This window comes from Arsenophonus sp. PmNCSU2021_1, from assembly GCF_036919435.1.
GTDB classification, from domain to species: domain Bacteria; phylum Pseudomonadota; class Gammaproteobacteria; order Enterobacterales; family Enterobacteriaceae; genus Arsenophonus; species Arsenophonus nilaparvatae.
Genome location: NZ_JAZHPL010000011.1, coordinates 1 through 16,344 on the forward strand (window position 1 = coordinate 1; position 16,344 = coordinate 16,344).

At 36.8% G+C, this 16,344-nt stretch carries 10 protein-coding genes and 5 pseudogenes; 8 read left to right on the top strand and 7 right to left on the bottom strand.

The genetic code is table 11. The features are described from left to right. Window positions 1–610, bottom strand: a pseudogene (gene queF / locus V3224_RS25440) (NADPH-dependent 7-cyano-7-deazaguanine reductase QueF); the annotation flags it as partial. Window positions 611–796: 186 nt separating this feature from the next. Between queF and syd the strand changes: the two are divergent. Next, window positions 797–1,338, top strand: a pseudogene (syd, locus tag V3224_RS25445) (SecY-interacting protein). 619 nt (window positions 1,339–1,957) lie between these two features. Here syd and V3224_RS30350 read toward each other — a convergent pair. After that, window positions 1,958–2,938: pseudogene (locus V3224_RS30350) on the bottom strand (IS701 family transposase). A 485-nt stretch (window positions 2,939–3,423) separates the two neighbouring features. Between V3224_RS30350 and V3224_RS25465 the strand changes: the two are divergent. Together V3224_RS25465 and truC are read left to right on the top strand one after the other, a co-directional pair. Beyond that, window positions 3,424–3,765: a YqcC family protein gene (locus tag V3224_RS25465; RefSeq protein ID WP_334473253.1), complete on the top strand. Its 342-nt coding sequence runs from the start codon at window positions 3,424–3,426 to the stop codon at window positions 3,763–3,765. After that, window positions 3,758–4,511, top strand: a pseudogene (gene truC / locus V3224_RS25470) (tRNA pseudouridine(65) synthase TruC). The gene V3224_RS25465 and the pseudogene truC overlap by 8 nt, the downstream one beginning before the upstream one ends. A gap of 99 nt (window positions 4,512–4,610) precedes the next feature. Here truC and V3224_RS25475 read toward each other — a convergent pair. The 5 genes and pseudogenes from V3224_RS25475 to V3224_RS25495 all read right to left on the bottom strand — a co-directional run bounded on the left by V3224_RS25475 (window position 4,611) and on the right by V3224_RS25495 (window position 10,869). Next, a complete protein-coding gene (locus V3224_RS25475) occupies window positions 4,611–4,982 on the bottom strand; it encodes a DUF3461 family protein (RefSeq protein ID WP_310511270.1) in 372 nt (123 codons plus the stop codon). Between the two features lie 99 nt (window positions 4,983–5,081). Then, entirely contained in the window at window positions 5,082–5,906 is an 825-nt protein-coding gene (gene dapD, locus V3224_RS25480) for a 2,3,4,5-tetrahydropyridine-2,6-dicarboxylate N-succinyltransferase (RefSeq protein ID WP_334473255.1), read from the bottom strand. Window positions 5,907–5,932: 26 nt separating this feature from the next. After that, entirely contained in the window at window positions 5,933–8,593 is a 2,661-nt protein-coding gene (glnD, locus tag V3224_RS25485) for a bifunctional uridylyltransferase/uridylyl-removing protein GlnD (protein ID WP_442891181.1), read from the bottom strand. A 139-nt stretch (window positions 8,594–8,732) separates the two neighbouring features. After that, the gene (gene map, locus V3224_RS25490; RefSeq protein WP_334473258.1) at window positions 8,733–9,530 is read right to left on the bottom strand and encodes a type I methionyl aminopeptidase; all 798 of its coding nucleotides are present in this window, start codon (window positions 9,528–9,530) and stop codon (window positions 8,733–8,735) included. Window positions 9,531–9,892: 362 nt separating this feature from the next. After that, a pseudogene (locus V3224_RS25495) lies at window positions 9,893–10,869 on the bottom strand (IS701 family transposase). A 633-nt stretch (window positions 10,870–11,502) separates the two neighbouring features. On the opposite strand from V3224_RS25495, the gene rpsB reads away from it, so the two are divergent. From rpsB to ispC, 5 genes are all read left to right on the top strand, one after another. Beyond that, window positions 11,503–12,228 carry a 30S ribosomal protein S2 gene (gene rpsB / locus V3224_RS25500; protein ID WP_032115721.1) on the top strand — a complete coding sequence of 242 codons (726 nt, stop codon included), beginning with the start codon at window positions 11,503–11,505 and terminating at the stop codon, window positions 12,226–12,228. 154 nt (window positions 12,229–12,382) lie between these two features. Further along, entirely contained in the window at window positions 12,383–13,234 is an 852-nt protein-coding gene (tsf, locus tag V3224_RS25505; protein WP_334473260.1) for a translation elongation factor Ts, read from the top strand. Between the two features lie 290 nt (window positions 13,235–13,524). Next, the gene (gene pyrH / locus V3224_RS25510) at window positions 13,525–14,253 is read left to right on the top strand and encodes a UMP kinase (RefSeq protein ID WP_310509598.1); all 729 of its coding nucleotides are present in this window, start codon (window positions 13,525–13,527) and stop codon (window positions 14,251–14,253) included. A 117-nt stretch (window positions 14,254–14,370) separates the two neighbouring features. Next, window positions 14,371–14,928, top strand: a complete 558-nt coding sequence (gene frr, locus V3224_RS25515; RefSeq protein ID WP_334473262.1) for a ribosome recycling factor — start codon at window positions 14,371–14,373, stop codon at window positions 14,926–14,928. A gap of 145 nt (window positions 14,929–15,073) precedes the next feature. Further along, window positions 15,074–16,276: a 1-deoxy-D-xylulose-5-phosphate reductoisomerase gene (gene ispC / locus V3224_RS25520; RefSeq protein WP_334473263.1), complete on the top strand. Its 1,203-nt coding sequence runs from the start codon at window positions 15,074–15,076 to the stop codon at window positions 16,274–16,276. The last annotated feature ends 68 nt before the right edge of the window (window positions 16,277–16,344 follow it).

Genomic DNA, 16,344 nt, shown 5'->3' on the forward strand with positions numbered 1-16,344 from the left:
AATGAATTTGTATTGAACCCCAGTCAGGTTGGTTAGTAATTAAGCAATTAGATTTTAGCAGATGGCTAACTAATGTTTCCTCTGCCTTTATATTCGTGGTTGCGTTGTTAAGATAATCACGATTAAATTCATAATCAGTAATTTCTATCTCTTGCTCATCAATACATTCACCAGACAGATTATGAATAGTTTGATTAGCGAACATGGTGAGTGGCTGTAATTTTTACTGTCACTTCTCCTGCAGCGCATGCAGTCAAATCTTGGGTTAGTTGTTTTTCAACTTCTTGCCAGCTAATAAATTGGGTTTGATTGAAACTATTTAGATAGAGTTTAAAACTTTTAGATTCAATCAGATTTATGCTATTAGCATTAATGGTAACATGGCCGATAGCAACTTGAGGAACTCCTCGATTGTTTAGCCACGAAAGCTCATAGAGTGTCCAAATATCTGCGCCATGGAAAGGCAATCTGTCTGATGATAACCCTAAAGGTTGTCGATTTAGGCGACGAGAAACCGCTTGTAGTAGATGAGGTGCATAGTTATCATGATATTCGGTTTTTTTCCGAGCGTTAGGTGTTGTAGCTCACCATTATCTTGATCAAGTGGCATGGAGTTCCTTCCTAAAATAGAAAATCGGTAAGATAGTTGCTAGCATAATCAATATATTAGAGTAAGTTTGTTGTTTAATGTATAGCTTAACAACAAATTGAGCAGATAGATAATAATACCTAATGATACTTTTATATATTAGAATGATTTATTCCTATAATTAGTCACCAATAAGAATAATTTACCATGGAAGTAACGATTTCTCAGATATTAATGGAACTCACACAGCGTTATATTGCTTATTGGCAACAGCAGACGGGTGATTTACCGGCGAGTGATGCTTTTTACAGTATTCCTTCACCTTGCATTGAATATAGCAAAGATGATGTCGTTTATTGGTTACCTAAACCGTTTCCGCTGCCAAATGAAAAGTTAGAATCTGTTGAAAAAGCGTTAGAAATCCATTTTTATCCTAATATTCACCAATTTTATACAACACAATTAGCCGCTGATATGCGAGTAAAATTTCAAGATCAACAACTTGATTTAATTCAAGTATGGAATATGACCGATTTTACTCGTTTACAAGAAAACTTAATTGGGCATTTAATTACGCAAAAAAGACGTAGACTGACCCCCAACTCTCTTTATTGCAAGTTTAGATTCTGAATTTGAAATTATTTCCGTAGATAATATTAATGGCCATTATATTAGAAACATTTGGTCAAACAACACGTCGCGTCTTAGCTGGTAGTCTGATTGAATTTTTACAACAACTTACTCTGTAATTAAAAAGCAATGTGATTAAGATATTTACTTATTTTTTTGTGAGATATAACTTACAAATTATGTAAGTTATATCTGCGTTTATTGCTTTTTAAACCATGAAACGAGATGAAATATTTTTTTATTTCAGTAGGATAAAAAAAATATTCTGTTATTATCGGAAAAAAATGATTAAAAACTATTTTTTCTATCTTGTGTTCCTCAGATAAATCCGACATTCTTATGCCCGCCGATAAGTTAGCATTTATCAAATGTGCCCATAAATCGAAATAAGAAATGGAAATGATTTAACGGGCGTTTATTGCGCGAAATAAATTTAGTCATTGTTACTAATAATAAATGGTGAATGTTAGTTTATTTTTTAACTTTGAAATTATTAAATGTTTAATAATATAGAGGAATAAGAAAGGTAGTGTTAGGGATAACGAATGATAAGTATTAGTGCTTACAAATTACTACCTCGTAAATAGTAGGAAGATACATTCAGCAGGAAGCTGATAATGCAGGATGCATAAATATTCTATTTAATAGCGTTACATATTATATAACCAGTCGATTTTATAGACTGGTTTTTTTATGGTTCTATGGCTTTGCAAAAAAATTCACGAGTTTCGCACAAAACTAATTTGGGTACGCTAATAAAACAGGGATTTGCTCAGTAATAGCACTTTTGATTACGTCCCAATTTTGTTGATAAAGGGTTATTTTTTCAGATATACGACGTTTATGTTGTTCAAAACCACGCAGAAATAGCGAGAAAAATATGATTTCTTTGCGCTCGGCTCGTGCGAGCCTGACAGCGTTCAATACCACAGTTTTGTTTAACTTCTCGATGATAAACTTCAACAGACCAACGGGCATCCATGATAGATTTGAGGTATTGACGGGTGGGATTCTCTTTGTTTGTTACTATGTAATCAATACGGCCGTTTTTGGCTGTAAATTTGAAAACGGTTACCCAACCATATCCTCGCAAGTGTATTGACGTTCCTTCTTCTGAGATGTCTAACTTGTTCAGTTTGTTTGTTATGGTTAACAATCCTATTTTTCCTCAGCGTGGTTACCCAGATCCAACATGAGAGCGAATTGATTTCAGGTTATCCAGGCTAGAATACCAAGCATCCATCACTACGGCTTCTGGCATGATCCCTCTTTTTTTAGCAAGAGTGAGCATTTCGGAAAAGTGCGTGTTTTTTGTTTTTCCATCAGAATCTTTATCATAAATAAGATAATTGATAGGAATTGATTCAACCTTTGTCAGATCATGCCAAAGCAAATTAACTAAACCTATGCCAGCAATAACATCATGTTCATTACCTGAATATTGATAATGGACCATCTCTATTTTTTTACTACGTGTTTTGGCAATCAATGTATCATCGGCAATTAGTACGCAAGGGGCTTTTTTTGTCTATAGAAGGTTCAACTAATCGCCATAGGTCTTTAGGTCTAAAACATCTACTTTTTAGCCATCGGCTAACAGTGTCATGAGATAAAGGCGATGGGCTTACTTCTGATAACGCTAAACCAGAGTATCTTAAACTGCTTACTTGTAAGAATGTTTTTATAGATATCTTTAATACACGAGTTTCGCACAGGCATATAAAGTTCTAGAAATGGCTTAAAAGCAATGGTTAATCTGCAAGTTACTAAAACACATAAATTTTATTAAATTACAATAATTTGTATTTAATTTGTAAGGTTTTGTCTATTTATATATCATGCTGAATTAAACTTAAAAATAGCGCGTTTTTTTATTGGTGCGAAATTCGTGTAATACATGGATAACCCGACAAAATATGAACACCCTGATTTTTTCTTGTTTTTAAATTTATACTTCTTTTTTGGAGATTGCGAAACTCGTGAAATTGTTTTTAGCTGCAGTCGCGGATAGTAATATAACCCTATAAGTCAGTGATGTTGTGTATAATTAGTAAGTTTATTTAAATGATTATAATTTAGATAGATTGAATATTTTATATAGATTTACTAATGAGTAATAAAATTAATATCACGCGCTGCTTTTTTGTTTGATAACTAATAATGTTATGATTCATTTGTTTTTACTTATGATACTAGTGTAGGAAATGAATATTAATCTTATCGTTGCTGAAAAACTTCGTCTCATTGAAGTTGAAATGAAAAACCTTAATCTTTGGAGTAATACCCCACCGCCAGAGGAAGCTTTTGCTAGTGATTTGCCTTTTGCTGTAGACACCATGGCGGCACACGAATGGTTGCAATGGGTACTATTGCCAAAACTATATAAGCTTATTGAACAACATATTGATTTGCCAAAGGCATTCGCTATTACTCCCTATTTTGAAGAAATCTATCAAGAAGAACGAGAAAGTCGCTATTACCAATTATTGGAATATTTACGTGCGTTAGATGAAGTTTTTTCACAAGGTAACTCAACAAATGCTTGAAGTGATTTATCAGGATCAACATTTGATTGCAATAAATAAGCCTGCTGGATGGCTTGTACATCGTAGTTGGCTTGATCGTCATGAAACGCGTTTTGTTATGCAAACAGTGCGTGACCAAATTGGTCAGCATGTATTTCCTGTTCATCGTTTAGATAAACCGACTTCAGGGGCGTTATTGATGGCGCTTTCGAGTGAAGTTGCTTGTCTTTTAGCGTAGCAATTTGAACACCATACAATCGAAAAAAAGTATCATGCGATTGTGCGAGGTTATGTTAATCAAGCTGATATTATTAATTATGCACTGACGGAGGAAAAAGATAAGATTGCTGATAAATACGCCAGCAAAATAAGTCAACCTCAACCGAGCATTACTCATTATTCACCGTTGGCTAAGGTTGAATGTCCGATCGAGATAGGTCGTTATCCTACTTCACGTTTCTCTGCTAGCTCTAAGACCAATAACCGGCCGCAAGCATCAATTAAGACGTCATATGGCACATATCCGTCATCCCATAATTGGTGATACTACCCATGGTGATCTGCGCCAGAATCGCGGTGTTTCACACCATTTTGCCAGCAGCCGGTTGATGTTACATGCGAGTTATTTATCTTTTAAGCACCCAATGACAGGCGATAAATTGCAGCTAATTGCAAAGTGGGATGATGCTTGGATGCATTTGCTATCACAGTTTGGTTGGTTAGGTATAGTGCCTGAACTCGAGCGTCAACATTTATCGATGGTATGAATTATATTGTTAAACGGTTATGCGAGTTTATCTGCTTTAAAATACAAATTTGGCCTACCGGCCAGTTGGTATTAGCATAAATACGCAGCAGTGAGTTATTCAGGAAAGTTTTTTTAAATCTGATTTAATTTCCGCAATTTTGCTGATTACGACAGATTCTAAATGGCACAAATCATTTAATATTTTACTTTTTAAATCATGGTTGGTTTGGTCATGTTGACAAATTTGATTTAATTCTTCGATCACATCCCGTAGGTGGAGATTAATTTCATTGATCTCTTTGAGATTGTTATCTAGATTAACCAGCTTTCGTTGCAGCGGATATTTGAATTTTACACTTTTAGCATAGTGTTCATCTTTATCTTTGCGAAAATAAATCTTTAAAATGTCATGATTTGCTTCTTGGCGAAGGGTGTAGTGATCGATATCTTCAGGTTGAGTGATCCCTAAGCTTTTTAAGTTATCATACATATTAATACCTAACGGAATAAGGTTATCTAACAATTGTTACAGATTAGCATAATAATAAGGCTAAGCGGATATTCAATTGATAATCCGCTATGATAAATTTTAGTCTATTGTTCTTAGTAACTCATTAATGCCAACTTTCTTTCTAGTCTTGTCATCGACTTTTTTGACAATCACTGCGCAATATAGGCTGTAGTTGCCATTTTTGGCCGGTAAATTACCCGCGACGACGACCGAGCCGGCTGGAATTCGGCCATAGAGAATTTCACCGCTTTCCCTATCATAAATTTTGGTGCTCTGGCCAATATAGACGCCCATTGAGATAACCGCGCCTTCTTCAACAATGACCCCTTCAACAATTTCAGAGCGAGCACCAATAAAACAGTTATCTTCGATAATAGTTGGATTAGCTTGCAAGGGTTCTAGCACACCACCAATACCAACACCACCCGATAAGTGAACATTTTTACCAATTTGCGCACAAGAGCCAACTGTTGCCCAGGTATCTATCATCGATCCTTCGTCAATATAGGCACCAATATTAACGTAAGATGGCATTAAGACGGTATTTCGGGCGATAAACGCACCTTTTCGAGCCGTTGCTGGTGGAACAACTCTAAATCCTTCTTGTTGAAAACGAGCATGATCATACTCAGCAAATTTCATGGCTACTTTGTCAAAATAGCGGCTTTCTGCACCTTCGATTAATCGATTATCATTGATACGAAAAGAGAGTAGCACGGCTTTTTTAAGCCATTGATGTGTTGTCCATTGCCCATCTATCTTTTCAGCGACTCTTAACTGGCCTTTGTCAAGTTGAGTGATCACCTGATTGATTGCATCACTTAGTTGAACATTGGTCGTCGCGGGTGTGATTTCTGCGCGATGTTCAAAAGCATTTTCAATAATGGTTTTAAGTTGCTCCATAAAATTACTCATCCTCTGGGTTGTAATTATTTAACATGTTTACTATTTTCTTTATCTATTGCAGTCAGGGCTTGGGTCAATTTTTCTGCCAGGTTATGTTGTCTATTTTGATCGAGTGCCTGGTTGTTTTGATCAGTAAGTACAAACAAATCCTCAACTCTTTCTCCAATCGTTGTGATCCTAGCTCCGTGTAAGAGCACGGCCATTTCAGTAAATATATTACCGATCTGTGCCAATAATCCGGGTTGATCGAGGGCGACAAGCTCCATATAAGTCCGCCTGCCATTAAAATTGGGCAAAAAGTGTACTTTAGTTGGTACGTTAAAATGGCGAAATCTATGACGGGCGTTACGTGTTTTCAAGGTTTTGCTATTTGGGGTCTTAATAACTTTTAATAAGGCTTGGCGAATATTTTCATAGCGATCATGAGCCAACGGTTGTCCTTTAGGATCTAATACCACAAAAGTATCCATCGTCATATTATCTTTGTTAGTAAAGATTTGGGCGCTATGGATATTAAGATTTCGTCTATCAAGTTCTCCAGCAACCGCGGCAAATAGAGATGGTCGATCTGGACACCAGATAAAAATTTCAGTACCACCATGCACAGATACGGTACTGATCAGTATTAATGGTTCATTTAAATTGTGTTTTAATAAAGCGCTAGCGTGCCAGGCAAGTTGCTGGGGAGTATGTCGTAAAAAATAATCAGCATGGCAGCGTGACCATAATTTTTTTAGCTCACCTTGATCAATATTTTTTTCGCCTAGCTGGGTTAACGCTTGCAAGCGATTGGATTGGATCCGTTGACGTAAAGTGGGTATTGCTTGCGTATCTTGATTTAATTGATTTTTAGTTAATAGATACAGCTCTTTTAATAGACTCTGTTTCCAGCTATTCCATAAGCTATTATTGGTTGCACATATATCGGCAACAGTCAGACACAAAAGATAATCCAGCCGGTTTATTGATTTCACTTCACTGGCAAATTGTTTAATAACAATCGGATCTTGAATATCACGCCGTTGGGCGGTCACTGACATCAAAAGATGTTGACGTACAAGCCAGGCAATTAAGGATGAATCATGTTCAGATAGGCCGTGTGCTAGGGCAAATTGTTTTGCATCTTCCGCGCCCAGTTCAGAGTGATCACCTTTTCTGCCTTTAGCGATATCATGAAACATAGCCGCCAGACGTAAAATTTCAGGCTGAGCAAGCTTGGTATAAATGGCAACGCACAAAGGATGTTGGTGACTATTATTTTGGTCAGCAAATTGATCAAGTTTTTGTAATACGCGAATAGTATGTTCATCGACGGTGTAAGTATGAAAAAGATCAAATTGCATTTGGCCAACAATATTTTGCCAAACTGGCGTATAAGCACTAAGTACATCGTGTGAGTGCATGGGTATAATGGCACCTTTTACCGCTCTGGGGTGGCGCAAAATAGTAATAAAAATTTCACGAGCAATTGGGATTTCACACAGAGGTTTAGTCAGTTTTTGACAAGCAAAACGCAATTGACGCAGTGTAGCTGAGTATATTCCATGAATATTTTCCTGTTCGGCCATTTGATAAAATAGCTGCAATATGGCTGCGGGTTGACGATCGAAAAGAGTGCTATCAATCAGATCGATGAGATCTCCTCTAAGTTGAAATTGATTATCAAGTTTATGTGGCGCGGCTAGGTTTTTTTCGCTAAGGATGGCTTCATCAAACAGTTGTAGCAGCATGCTATTGAGTTCTCGCACACGTTGTGTGACACGATAATAGTCTTTCATCATTTGCTCAACAGGCTGATTGTCTTTACCTTTATAACCAAGTAAGCGGGCAACATTTAATTGATGTTCAAATAGTAGGCGATTGTCATAACGTTTTATCATTAAATGCAGCGCAAATCGAATACGAAGCAAAAAATTTAAACATATTTTTAATTCTCGATATTCTGCTTGACTTAGAAAGTCGAAATGAACTGTCTGCTCAATGGTGGTTGCACCAAAATGTCGGCGTGCTACCCATAACAGTATGTGAATATCACGTAAACCGCCGGGACTACTTTTGATATTTGGCTCAAGGTTGTAACTGGTACTATGATAACGTTGGTGACGCAACTGTTGTTCACTACGTTTGGCAGCAAAAAATTTATCAGACGGCCAAAAATTATCGCTATATATTGCTTGCTGTAATGATAGAAACAGAGTTTGATCGCCACAAATTAACCTTGATTCAAATAGATTAGTTGCGATAGACAGATCTGTTTGTCCTGCCTGTAAACATTCTTCTAATGTGCGCACACTATGGCCAACTTGAAAACCCAAGTCCCATAGTAGAGTAATAAATTGACCAATCTTAGTGGTGATAGCGGTAGCTAAAGGATGTTGACTTAAAATTAATAAATCTATATCTGACAGTGGATGTAATTCTTGTCGGCCATAACCACCCACGGCAATTAATGATAATTGGGGAATTAGCTCGAAACGATTAATTTGCCAAACACGCTGGAGCAACTTATCAAGATAATTGCTACGGACGGCAATAAGTTCAGCGGCGGTAACTCCCTCCTTAAAAGATTGTTCTAACCATTTTTGCAAGCGCTCTACCTGTTGTTTTAGTAAAGGTAAAGTAAAATCCTCTTGAGATAATTTATCAAGCGCAAGGAGGAGGGGGACAGGCTGATTACTTTTCATCATGGTATTATAACCGCGAAATTGCTGGAGGAGATCTGATTATGCGATCACTAGTAAATGGTATGAATAGACAATAAAAAGCAGTAAAACAATATCATTAAGGTAAAAGCCTCCAAAATTATGGAGGCCAATCTGAAAATTATCTATTCACTAATATAGCCGAAATAAATGGCTCTTCTTCTTTCCGTAAGGTAAAAATTTCACACCCATCGTCGGTGACAGCTAAAGTATGTTCATATTGCGCCGACCAACCTCGAGCTTTTGTTTTTACTGTCCAGCCATCTTTCATTGTTCTAATACGATGATCGCCGGTATTTACCATTGGTTCGATAGTAAAAGTCATGCCTTTTTGCAGTATCACACCACCGTCATCAGCATCGTAATGTAATACTTGAGGTTCTTCATGAAAGACTCGACCAATACCATGGCCACAATATTCGCGCACGACAGAAAAATGATGCTGTTGAACAAATTGCTGAATTGCCTGACCTATCGTCCGTAAACGAATACCAGGTTTGACCATTTTTAAAGCAAGATAAAGGCTTTCTTGTGTTACCTTACACAACCGTTCGCCTTGAATGGTTGGTTTGCCCACAATAAACATTTTGGAGGTGTCGCCGTGGAAGCCATTTTTAATAACGGTGACATCAATATTAATGATATCACCTTCTTTTAAGATTTTTTCATCACTCGGAATACCATGACAAATAACATCATTAAGGGATGTACAGATAGATTTAGGAAAGCCATGATAATTTAAACAGGCTGGGATAGCTTGCTGTTTTTCGACGATATGTGAGTGACAGATGCGATCAAGTTCACCGGTGGAAATGCCCGGTTTTATGTAAGGTTCAATAATTTCTAACACTTCCGCCGCCAAATGTCCGGCGATACGCATTTTCTGAATATCTTCTTCCGTTTTAATTGAGATAGCCATGAATTCTGCCTATTTATGCTGATTTAAATGAGTAAAAATGCACTTATCAGACAATTATGTTGATTAAATATAAATACTGTATGTTGACGGTTATGTTAGCAGCGAAGCGCAGTTATGCCAACTAACGACTTAACATATCAATTTTTTTTAAAATATGAAAATAACCAAAAAGTAATGTTTGGTTATTTTAAATTGAATTATTACTAGTAAACTGTAAAAAAATCATAAAAATTAAGATATTAGCAATAGAACACAATAAAATATTTTTAAAGTAAATTTTATTCAGAAATGAATATTATTTATTTCTGAATAAGCAATACTAATTGTCGGTGTTATTTTTTTAACACGAGTTTCGCACAAAACTAATTTGGGTACGCTAATAAAACACGGATTTGCTCAGTAATAGCACTTTTGATTACGTCCCAATTTTGTTGATAAAGGGTTATTTTTTCAGATATACGACGTTTATGTTGTTCAAACCACGCAGAAATAGCGAGAAAAATATGATTTCTTTGCGCTCGGCTCGTGCGAGCCTGACAGCGTTCAATACCACAGTTTTGTTTAACTTCTCGATGATAAACTTCAACAGACCAATGGGCATCCATGATAGATTTGAGGTATTGACGGGTGTGATTCTCTTTGTTTGTTACTATGTAATCAATACGGCCGTTTTTGGCTGTAAATTTGAAAACGGTTACCCAACCATATCCTCGCAAGTGTATTGACGTTCCTTCTTCTGAGATGTCTAACTTGTTCAGTTGTTTGTTATGGTTAACAATCCTATTTTTCCTCAGCGTGGTTACCCAGATCCAACCATGAGAGCGAATTGATTTCAGGTTATCCAGGCTAGAATACCAAGCATCCATCACTACGGCTTCTGGCATGATCCCTCTTTTTTTAGCAAGAGTGAGCATTTCGGAAAAGTGCGTGTTTTTTGTTTTTCCATCAGAATCTTTATCATAAATAAGATAATTGATAGGAATTGATTCAACCTTCGTCAGATCATGCCAAAGCAAATTAACTAAACCTATGCCAGCAATAACCTCATGTTCATTACCTGAATATTGATAATGGACCATCTCTATTTTTTTACTACGTGTTTTGGCAATCAATGTATCATCGGCAATTAGTACGCAAGGGCTTTTTTTGTCTATAGAAGGTTCAACTAATTGCCATAGGTCTTTAGGTCTAAAACATCTACTTTTTAGCCATCGGCTAACAGTGTCATGAGATAAAGGCGATGGGCTTACTTCTGATAACGCTAAACCAGAGTATCTTAAACTGCTTACTTGTAAGAATGTTTTATATAGATATCTTTAATACATGGATAACCCGACAAAATATGAACACCCTGATTTTTTCTTGTTTTTAAATTTATACTTCTTTTTTGGAGATTGCGAAACTCGTGTTTAATTAAGCTAAATCACGAGTTTCGCACAGGCCTATAAAATTCTAGAAATGGCTTAAAAGTAATGATTAATCTGCAAGTTACTGAAATGCATAAATTTACTTAATTTACAATAAGTTATATTTAATTTATAAGGTTTTATCTATTTACATATTATGCTGAATTAAACTTAAAAATAGAGCGTTTTTTTATTGGTGCGAAACTCGTGAGATATCTTTAATACATGGATAACCCGACAAAATATGAACACCCTGATTTTTTCTTGTTTTTAAATTTATACTTCTTTTTTGGAGATTGCGAAACTCGTGTAAATGACTTAAGCGTAGAAAAATATAACTATAGCTGGTGTTTTTGGTTATTTTATGATATAAAGCGCCCCGGCATTCTATGTATTGTTATAATAGAAAAACATAGATTAGCTCTAACATAAACTTAACTGTGTTATAACACACACAGATCGGCACATTTTCCGGGGTGCTCTTATATAGAAAATCTACAGCTAATGAGTCGGGGAATGGGATCTGTGGAGGCATAACCCCAATTTACTAAATTATAGAGGTTTAAATGGCAACTGTTTCCATGCGCGATATGCTTCAGGCGGGCGTTCACTTTGGTCACCAAACTCGTTACTGGAATCCAAAGATGAAAACTTACATCTTTGGTGCGCGCAACAAAGTGCATATCATTAATTTGGAAAAAACTGTTCCAATGTTCAATGAAGCATTAGCTGAATTGACTAAAATTGCTTCACGAAAAGGCAAAATTCTGTTTGTTGGCACTAAGCGCGCAGCAAGCGAATCGATAAAAGAAGCGGCTAATAGTTGTGATCAGTATTTTGTTAACCACCGCTGGTTAGGTGGTATGCTGACTAACTGGAAAACCGTTCGTCAGTCTATTAAGCGCCTGAAAGATTTAGAAGCACAATCTCAGGATGGTACTTTTGATAAGTTGACCAAAAAAGAAGCGTTGATGCGTACCCGTGAGCTTAGCAAGTTAGAAAATAGTTTGGGTGGTATTAAAGAGATGGGCGGTTTGCCTGACGCTTTATTTGTTGTTGATGCGGAACATGAGCATATTGCTATAAAAGAAGCAAACAACTTAGGTATCCCTGTATTTGCGGTTGTTGATACTAACTCTGATCCAGATGGTGTTGATTATATCATCCCTGGTAATGATGATGCGATCCGTGCAGTTAAACTGTATCTGGATGCAGTTGCGAAAGCTGTCCATGAAGGTCGTTCTAAAGATCAGGCGATTAAACCAGAAGAAAACTTGATAGAGACTGAATAATAAGGCCAGCTATTCGTTAGTATAGAAGAGCCCTTATGGACCAGGTATTACAATATATTGGTTATAGGGGCCTAACTGGCTCCTTTTTACTTATCAGAATGAGAATTGTCTGCATGGGATGATTTCCCATCAGATAGATTGAGGAATAAATCACATGTCTGGAATTACCGCTGCTTTGGTAAAAGAACTGCGCGAACGTACTGGTGCAGGTATGATGGAATGTAAAAAAGCATTGGTTGAAGCTGATGGAAATATTGAATTAGCTATCGATAATATGCGTAAATCAGGTCAAGCAAAAGCGGCTAAGAAAGCCGGTCGAGTGGCTGCCGAAGGTGTAGTAATGGCGGAAATTTCTGCCGATGGCAAATTTGGTGCATTGCTTGAGTTGAATTGTGAAACGGATTTTGTGGCTAAGGATGCGAATTTTGTAGCATTTGGTAATGAAGTACTAAAATTCGTTGTGGCAAATAAATTGTCAAATATTGAAGAATTAAAGGCAAAATTTGAAGAACAACGTACAGCAATCGTTGCCAAGATTGGTGAAAATATTAATATTCGCCGAGTCGAGATCCTAGAAGGTGAAAAAATCGGCTGTTATTTACATGGTGCTCGTATTGGCGTTCTTGTGTCTGCAAACGGTGCGGATGATGAGCTTATTAAACATATTGCTATGCATATTGCGGCGAGCAAACCCGAATATGTTACACCAGCAGATGTACCAGCCGATGTTGTCGCTCATGAGCATCAAATTCAATTAGATATAGCAATGCAATCTGGTAAACCTCGTGAAATTGCGGAAAAAATGGTAACTGGCCGCATGAACAAATTTACCGGTGAGATCTCTTTAACTGGCCAACAATTTGTTATGGATCCAAGTAAAGCAGTTGGTACGTTGCTAAAAGAGAAAAATGCAACAGTGACTAACTTTATCCGTTTTGAAGTTGGTGAAGGTATCGAAAAAGTAGAAACTGATTTTGCTGCTGAAGTCGCGGCAATGAGTAAATAATGATACCAATTGTTAAATAGAGCCGCCAGTAGGCGGTTCTGTTTTATCTAATATCGATAATTTATTTTTATCTGTCTGATAATACATTATCAATGATAATTTATATGTAAATATGCCACTAAATTATTTAATTCAGCATATGCTTAATTCAACGGATTAGGGTTAGTATTTAGACTAAATTATCTTTTTCTAAAGTAATGAAGAAAAGTAATTAATCAAGTATTTTACATTCAGACTTTGAACTAAGAATTTTAAACCTTCAATAATTTATCTGGTCAGGACGAAACACCATGGCAACTAATGCAAAACCAGTATATCAACGTATCTTGCTTAAGCTTAGTGGCGAAGCTCTACAAGGTTCAGAAGGTTTTGGTATTGATGCGAGCGTTTTAGATCGTATGGCACAAGAAATTAAGGAACTGGTAGAGTTAGCTATACAAGTTGGTGTCGTTATTGGTGGTGGCAACTTATTTCGTGGTGCAGGGCTAGCCGATGCTGGGATGAATCGTGTAGTTGGTGATCATATGGGAATGCTAGCGACAGTAATGAATGGATTAGCCATGCGTGATGCTTTACATCGTGCATATGTTAATGCCAGACTGATGTCTGCAATACCATTAAATGGTGTGTGTGACAATTATAGTTGGGCTGAGGCGATTAGTTTGCTTCGTAATGGCAAAGTTGTTATTTTCTCGGCCGGAACGGGCAACCCTTTCTTTACAACAGATTCAGCGGCTTGTTTACGAGGGATAGAAATTGAGGCGGATGTTGTTTTAAAAGCAACCAAAGTTGATGGCGTCTATTCTGCTGATCCATCGAAGAGTTCAGATGCGGTTTTTTATAATAAATTAACGTATCAGGACGTATTAGAACGCGAATTAAAAGTGATGGATTTGGCAGCATTTACGCTGGCTCGTGATCATAATTTACCTATTCGCGTTTTTAACATGAATAAACCCGGTGCGTTACGTCGAATTGTGATGGGTGAAAATGAAGGCACGTTAATCTCGTGTGATTAATCTCCTGAGAGACATGGATGATTTTTGGCGGTATGATATTATCAGCATCGTTAAAATAATTGAATTGGGTTATCGGTTATAGCCTAATATTTATAACCAGTTGCTAAGGGTTTAAATGTGATTAATGAAATCAAAAAAGATGCTCAAGAGCGTATGGAAAAAAGTGTCGAAGCATTGAAAAGTCAAATTAATAAAGTTCGTACCGGCCGTGCATCGCCAAGTTTATTGGATGGTATCATGGTTGAATATTATGGTGCTGCAACGCCGTTACGTCAGTTAGCGAATATTACCGCTGAGGATTCACGTACACTCGCCATTACTGTGTTTGATCGTACGTTAGCACCAGCAGTGGAAAAGGCCATTATGGCATCAGATCTAGGTCTTAATCCTTCTTCAGCAGGAACCATAATACGGGTGCCTTTACCACCGTTGACGGAAGAACGACGTAAGGATTTGATTAAAGTTGTCCGTAATGATGCTGAGCAGGGACGTGTATCTGTTCGTAATGCACGACGTGATGCGAATGATAAAATCAAGGCATTACTAAAAGATAAAGAAATTAGTGAGGATGATGAACGTCGAGCAGAAGATGAAATCCAGAAGTTGACCGATAATTTTATCAAAAAAGTTGATGAAGCTCTGGAACAAAAAGAAAAAGAATTGATGGAATTTTAAACATTCTTATAATAAAGCCATAAGCTATATAAAAGTAAGTATGGCTTTATTATATCTTTAAATTTATTGCTCCATTTTATGTTATGCTATATGGCTGAGTTAAGAATAATTCTTTTTAATTAAATAGTAGAGCATATATATCACAATGATACGTCTGACAATTTTAGGCTCGACGGGTTCAATTGGTAAAACGACACTATCAGTAGTCAAAAAAAATCCAGCGAAATTTGAAATTATCGCATTAGTTGCACATAAAAATGTGGCTACTATGGTTCAGCAATGCTTAGAATTCCAGCCACAATATGCTGCTATGTCAGACGAAAAATTAGCCAATAATCTAAGAAGCATACTAAATAAACACGGATGTAAAACTGAAGTCTTAGCAGGCCAAAAGGGAGTTTGTGAACTAGCGGCGCTTGATAATGTTGATCAAGTGATGTCCGCAATTACCGGAATTGCTGGATTAATGCCAACATTAGCTGCGATTCGTCAAGGTAAGCGTATTTTATTAGCCAATAAAGAGTCATTAATTACTAGTGGGCACCTGTTTTTCGACGCAATTAAAAAATATGGTGCTCAGGTCCTGCCTATTGATAGTGAACATAATGCGATATTTCAAAGTTTACCGACTGAAATTCAGCGTAATTTAGGTTTTGCTAATCTTGAACAACATGGAATAACGCGCATAGTATTAACTGGCTCGGGTGGCCCTTTTCGTGAAATTCCGCTCGCTTCTCTTAAGAATATGACGGCTAATGAGGCTTGCAATCACCCTAATTGGTCTATGGGGCGTAAGATCTCGGTTGATTCTGCAACGATGATGAATAAAGGGCTTGAGTATATTGAAGCTCGGTATTTTTTTAATGCTTCAGCCGAACAAATTGAAGTTATTATTCATCCACAATCTGTTATTCATTCCATGGTACGCTATCAGGATGGAAGTGTGATCGCTCAATTAGGTACGCCTGATATGAGAACACCGATTTCCTATAGTATGGCTTATCCAGATCGTATCCCTTCAGGTGCAGCGGCACTTGATTTTAAACAATTATCTTCATTAACTTTTATTGCTCCAGATTACCAACGTTACCCCTGTTTGAAATTAGCGATTTATGCTTGTCATCATGGGCAAGCAGCAACCACAATTTTAAATGCTGCGAATGAAGTTTCTGTTGCTGCATTTTTGGCCGGAAAGCTTCGATTTACTGATATTGCGCAAGTTAATTTGGATACAGTAGAAAGGTTAAGTTTGGCCGAACCTGATAGCATTGATGCAGTGTTAGCGATTGATAGCGAAGCGCGTCAAATGGCAATTAATTATATTGAAACATTAGCAATATCCTATTAATAAAGAATTTAAGTTGCTCAAATGTTTTTATATTTATCTCAGATTAAACTTTTATAAAATTATAATGG